The sequence below is a fragment of the Blastocatellia bacterium genome (assembly GCA_035573895.1).
GTDB lineage: Bacteria > Acidobacteriota > Blastocatellia > HR10 > HR10 > DATLZR01.
The window spans coordinates 1-5,744 of the sequence record DATLZR010000141.1 but is presented as its reverse complement, the minus strand read 5'-3'; the positions used below and the strand labels follow the sequence as shown (position 1 = coordinate 5,744).

Here is a 5,744-nt window from a genome sequence, read left to right as displayed (position 1 = left end):
CCTCGACCTGCGCCCCCGTGTCGTCCAGGCTTCCCGACGTGTCAATGGCGTAATCGGCATAGCGAAGTTTCTCCTCCGAGGAGAGCTGAGCGGCGATCCGAGCCAGGGCCTCCTCCCGCGAGAGGCCATCCCGGAGCATGAGGCGGGCGATCTGCGCCTCCCGGTCACAATGAACGACAACCAGGGCATCGAAATCTCCTTGGACCCCGGCCTCGATGACCAGTGCCGCCGCGATGACGATGATTGCCTGAGGATCGCGGGCGGCAATTTCCCCAACTCGCCGCCGGATCTCCTCGCGGACGCGGGGATGAACAATTCGATTGAGGCGCTCCCGTCTCTCCCCGTCAGCGAAAACGAGGGTCGCTAACCGCGCTCGATCAAGGGTGCCGTCCCCGGCCACGATCCCGGTCCCGAACTCCCGCACAATTTCATGATAGGCCGGCTGACACGGACGCATGAGGTCACGGGCGATCTCATCCGCATCCATCGTGTAGCAGCCCAATGCGCCGAGCTGCTCCAGGACATAGCTCTTCCCCACAGCGATGCTTCCGGTGAGAGCGACCGTCAACATCACTTGATGCGGAATCCCCGCTCCTCGTTATTGAAAATCCAGCCGACGACCTCGCCGATGTTGATCTTTTCCGAAGGGTACGACTCCATGGTGATGGCGGCCGAGCCCTGATCCACCATCGCGCCGATATTTTGCAACATCTTCCGGAATCGCTCCTGCCAGACGATCATGTTCGTCGGTCGCAGATCAACCCAGCCTTTCCGCGCCCAGCGATCAATGTCGGCATCGGTGAAAGTCACGCGGCGAACTCCTTTGATCTCCGGGATGCGGATGCGGGGACCACGAAAGATTTTCTTGCCCGAAGGAGCGAGAATCGGCACACCGATGGACGTGATCACTTCGCGCAAGCGAGTACGGCAAACAGTTCGATAGAGCGAATCGGCCATCTCTTCCGGGTCCGCCTCGATGACGGCTTGAAGCGTGCGATAGCGCAGCTTGAGAAGGAATGCCTCGTACAGGAGCTTGGTCAATTCGGGCGGTCCCAACTGCCCGATGGCCACGCTGTAGGTATTCGTCTGACGTTCGAGTTGCTTCAGCTTCTCGATCACCAGACTGCGGAGATAGCCGGCGCGATAGCTGGGCGTGACGACGGCACTGTCAATGGCAGCGATCACATCCACGCCGGTATTGCTTCCCTTGATCTCCAGCACGGCGGCCCGGGCGATTTCTTCCGGCGTGACCGCTTCCATCTGACGGAGACTGGTGATGGCTTCAAATTCCCCGCGTGCGAAAAATCCGTTCTCCCCCGTGTCCACGCCAACAACCTTGAGTTCCTCCAGCCGCTCGAACCGATCCTCATCCAGCACGAGTTCCAGCGTCCCGTTGAGGGGCTCAACCCGACTGGAATAGATATAGACGGGCTTCCCTCCCTGACGCACCGTTTGAAAGGCAATGCGGCGATAGCTCACCAGCGCCGCCGGCTTGATCTCCTTGACGATGGGTCCACCCGGCGTCCGCGCCATGAGAAAGAGCAGTCCGGTATGAGCAAAAGCAATGGCCGTTTTCGACATGAGCAGCGCGCTCGGCTTATCCTCGCTATGCGTGTAGGGGATATTGAGACCCATGCCCCCGGTGCCAGTCGTCCCTACTTTGAGATAGAGCTTGGTTCCGACCTCCACCATCGCCCGATGGAGAATCTGAACGTGACGAACGAGTTCGGGGATACCCTGAGCCAGAATCAACGCTTCGATTTTTCGCAGAGCCTCCGGGCGGAGTCCCCGAAGCGCGCCGACGTCGCCCCGATCCATCGCCTGCGTCAGTCGCTCCAGAACATCCTGCGCCTCCACCGAGTTGGTGTAAACATCCTGATAGCTGATGGCACTGGCGGTGTTGATCGAGTCAATGATGATCTCCGGCCGGTATTTCTTGATCGTGGCGACCAGGAACGATTGCTCATAGGCCGTGTCGAGATCGCCAAACAGGTCCTGATAGAGCGACCGCCGTAAGGCCACATCATCCATGAGCTGAGCGCGAGTACGCCCGACGTCGGATCGGCGAAGGAAGACGTCGCCCCACTGTCCCTCAAATCTCACGCCGGGAAACTGTCGGCGCAGCGAGGCGACCGCATCGTCTACTTCCTGCTGGAGCAATCCTCCGATGACGATTCGCCGGGGCTTGATTTCCCGCGCCACCTCGCGGGCGATCTCAAACCCGATCAACCCGGCTCCCCCGAGAATGAGGACGCATCTGGGTCGGTGCATAGCGATAGCAAAGGTAGCACATGGGTTCGAGGACTTTCAATCAAGCGAGAGCTTGTGGGCGCACGCCACAACCACAGGGTCGCCTTGAACTCGCCTCAAAGGTCCCATTACGGTAGCGATGCGACAGCCCACGATGCCTCTCCTAGCAACCGGCGAGATGATTGAAAACCCCGGAAAGGACGTGATTGCAACCGTTATCGCACCCTTTCCGCGCTTGGGGAAATCCCCTATCAGAACCCGGTGCCGGGACTATTACATCCCGCCTTTTCAGGTATAGAAAGACAGTTTTTCAGCCACGTTCTAACACCGGCCACCGAATTTACCCATACACCGAACGAGACGGCTGGGGCCAGCTCTGGTATTGAGGAGACGCCCCAGGGTGCAACGTTCAAAAAATGTGCCGCACAAGCGGCCCCGACGACGGTAGCCAGACGTTAAACGTCTGGAAACGGGAGGCAAAAACGAGCGGCGCGTCGAAGACGCGCGAGACCTCAAGTCATAGCCAGAGGGGAACCAGACGCGAAACGTTTGAGAACGGAGGCTGCGCAAGAGGCCGCGCGAAGGTAGCCAACGTCTGGGAAGCCGGAGGCGAATTAATCAACCGCGCGCTGGAGACGCGCCAGACCGCCAGAGCCAGGCGCTCCCGGAGATTACCATCAGGCCAATTGATCAACCGACCATTGATGACGTCACGGGGAGGAATTCATCAGGATGAACCTTCGTTCTTGCGCCTCTTCAAGGCGCATCGTTTTATTTCGCGAGTACCCAGAGGTTGCACGTCTGGCTACCCTCTTGCGGGCGCCTGCCGATGCCCGCCCAAAGACCGGACATGAAATCTCTGGATCACGAGGGGGATTGATCAACCACGTATTGAGGATGCGCCCCGACGTGAAAGATTCAAAGAGCAATGGGCCGCGAGAGCGCCGCCGACGAAGGTAGGAAACGGCATGCCAATTGAATCAACGGCGCATTGGAGACGCCCCAGGCCGCCGGAAGCAGGCAGTCCCACGGGATACGGGCAACTGAAATCTGGCACAGGCCTGCGCTCCCGGCTGCCGCTTGCTACTTGGGCTGACCGGCCACCTCACTTCCCTCCCGGCGACGCTAAAATCGTTCAGCCGGCGCTTGTCGCAGATGGTCACGCTCCTGCAGTGTGACATTCCCCGAACGGCAAAGAGACAGGCGAAAGTCACGACGCCATCGAGCCTCTCACCACGCGCGACCGACAGAGATCATCGCCCCGGTTGCGGTTGCTACGAGGAGGATGTCTGTGAAAATCGCGCCTGGAATTCGCGCTCGAAGGCCTGATGTGTCGGGGCATCGAAAAGCACGAAGCGGATCTCGCGCAACGCGCCGTCAGGATGAGCCCGGAGAAATTCTTCAGCCGTTTCCAGCAAAATCCGCGCACATCGCTCCACGGGGAAGCCGAAGATGCCGGCACTGATGGCCGGCAGGGCGAGGCTCCTGAAGCCCTGCTCATTGGCGAGCGTAAAACTCGATCGAGCCGCCGAACGCAGAGTTTCCTCCTCACCCTCACGGCCTCCGCGCCAGATCGGTCCGACGGCATGAATCACAGCGCGACAGGGGAGATTGCCCGCTCCGGTGAGGGCCACGCTGCCGGGAGCCACAGGCCCATGGCGGCGCACCCACTCATCGGATTCCTTCTGTATCTGCGCCCCCCCGCGGCGGACAATGGCAGCCGCCACTCCACCTCCGTGGGCGAGCGCCGAATTCGCTGCATTGACAATGGCGTCTACTGCTTCCTCGGTGATATCACCCCGCACGAGAGCAATCGTCTGGCCCGTCGGCAGTCGGTATTCGGCCGTCTTCTGATTCATCTCATGCCTCTCCCCTTTTGCCCGTGCCTTGCATTCGCGGCACCAGCAAATGACATGAGCAGGAGCGGCCGGATCCTTCCGGCCGCCCGAGCGGTCAACGTTTATGGCCGGGGCCGGCGCGAGAGACGCTTGTAGTAATCCTCGACAAGCGCGCGATAGGTTTCGGGAACCGAGAGATCGTCGCCCAGCCGGAGAGCGTTCTGGCCCAGTTTCTCTTGAAGTTTGCGACTCAGCTCGAATTCGATACGGCGCAAGGGATCAATCACAGCCGATTTGAGCAGATCGAGCTGTCTTGGATCACTGAACAATTTCCCTTCGTCCAGTTGCCGCAGCCGTGCGATCACCTGATCCAGATCGTCAGCCAGAGTGGGATCTCTCCCGAGCAGGCGGCGAATGTCCTCGGCATCACGGAGGCGCTCCTGCAATTCCCGATCGAGCTGGCGCAGCGGTTCTGCGTCGCGCCCGGCTGAGCTACTCCGGGGACGTACCGCTCCCATCGCGTCAGCGGATGAGTCATCGGCCGGGCCGGTGCGGCCGATCGGATTAGTGAGAGCATCGGCTGTTCGACGGCCCCCTTGCGGTTGTTGCGCAGGCCTTCCGGCCTGTGATCTGTCATTCTGTGGCCCGGTGGGGGATCCCTGCGACTGTCCCTGGGCCTGGTTCTGCGCGCTCGAGGCGTTCGCGCGCGCTTGATTCTGTCCCTGTGCCTGATTCCGGGATCCTTCCTGCTGCTGCGCGCGGGATTGATCGGACGCGCCCCGCTGCTCGCGCAGACGCCGCTCAAGCGCCTCCAGGCTATCGCCGAGACGCTTGGTCCGGTCGAGGGCTTCCTCCAGGCTCTGCGCCGCTCGTTGCTGACCGAACCGACGCCCGGCCGCTTCGAGATTCTCCACGACCTGATCCAACCCGCGCTGGATCTGCCGCTCGCGCTCGCGCGCGTAGTCGTACCACTCATTGCGCAGAAGGCGAGCGCTTTGTTCGATCTGTTCGGGAAGTCGTTCGCGGCGAATGATGCCGCCGGCATCGCGCAGCTTTTCCGCGGTCGCCGGGCTTTCGCGGGCCACCGAACGAGCCGCTTGCTCGATGTCCTGACCGAGTCGCTCGACCTGCTCGGCCAGCAGGTTCTTTCTTTCTTCGAGCGCCTGGCGCCGCTCGCCCGACGAAGACTCCCCAGCCGCCTGTCCCCGGCGGGCGAGCTGTTCCACGTCGCGGAGGATCTCCTGCTGCTTCCGCTGGAGTTCCGCCGCCTGCTGACGTAGCCGCGAAATCTCCTGCTCCAGGTGCTCGCGGGATGCCCCCTGGAGGTGCCGACGCGCCGCCTCCAGGCGTTCCAGCGCACGAAGCGCGCGAGCAGCGGCTTCGGTGGGATTGCCCGAAGCACGAGCCTGATCCATCTCCCGCGCGGCTTGAGAAAGCTGACGACTGATGTCATTCAACCGGGGATCGTTCTGCTCCCGCGAAAGCCGCTCCAATTGACGTGCCAGCGACCGCAACTCCTCAGCCAGTTGTTGCTGTGATGAAGACCCTCCCCCACCGGAGGAAGAGGAAGGCATCCCTTGCCGCATCTGTTGCTCGGCCAATCGTTGCTGTCTCTCGGCCAGCTCCCGCAGTCTCCGGATCGTTTCATCGAGTTCA

General features: G+C 61.5%; 4 protein-coding genes. All 4 read right to left on the bottom strand.

Annotated features, from left to right (window positions below; genetic code table 11):
* Window positions 1–571: dephospho-CoA kinase (gene coaE / locus VNM72_12255; GenBank protein HXF06168.1), on the bottom strand; the 571-nt coding region annotated here is incomplete at its 3' end.
* Complete coding sequence (locus VNM72_12250) at window positions 571–2,271, bottom strand: hypothetical protein (GenBank protein ID HXF06167.1); 1,701 nt, start codon at window positions 2,269–2,271, stop codon at window positions 571–573. The genes coaE and VNM72_12250, both read right to left, overlap by 1 nt.
* 1,253 nt (window positions 2,272–3,524) lie before the next feature.
* Window positions 3,525–4,109, bottom strand: coding sequence for a macro domain-containing protein (locus VNM72_12245; GenBank protein HXF06166.1), 585 nt, complete (start codon window positions 4,107–4,109; stop codon window positions 3,525–3,527).
* Window positions 4,110–4,210: 101 nt separating this feature from the next.
* A partial coding sequence (locus VNM72_12240; protein HXF06165.1) for a hypothetical protein occupies window positions 4,211–5,744 on the bottom strand: 1,534 nt, incomplete at its 5' end.

Coding starts and splice junctions, on each gene's coding strand:
- VNM72_12245 (HXF06166.1), bottom strand. CDS start 4,109: ATGAATCAGAAGACGGCCGAATACCGACTGCCGACGGGCCAGACGATT.
- VNM72_12250 (HXF06167.1), bottom strand. CDS start 2,271: ATGCACCGACCCAGATGCGTCCTCATTCTCGGGGGAGCCGGGTTGATC.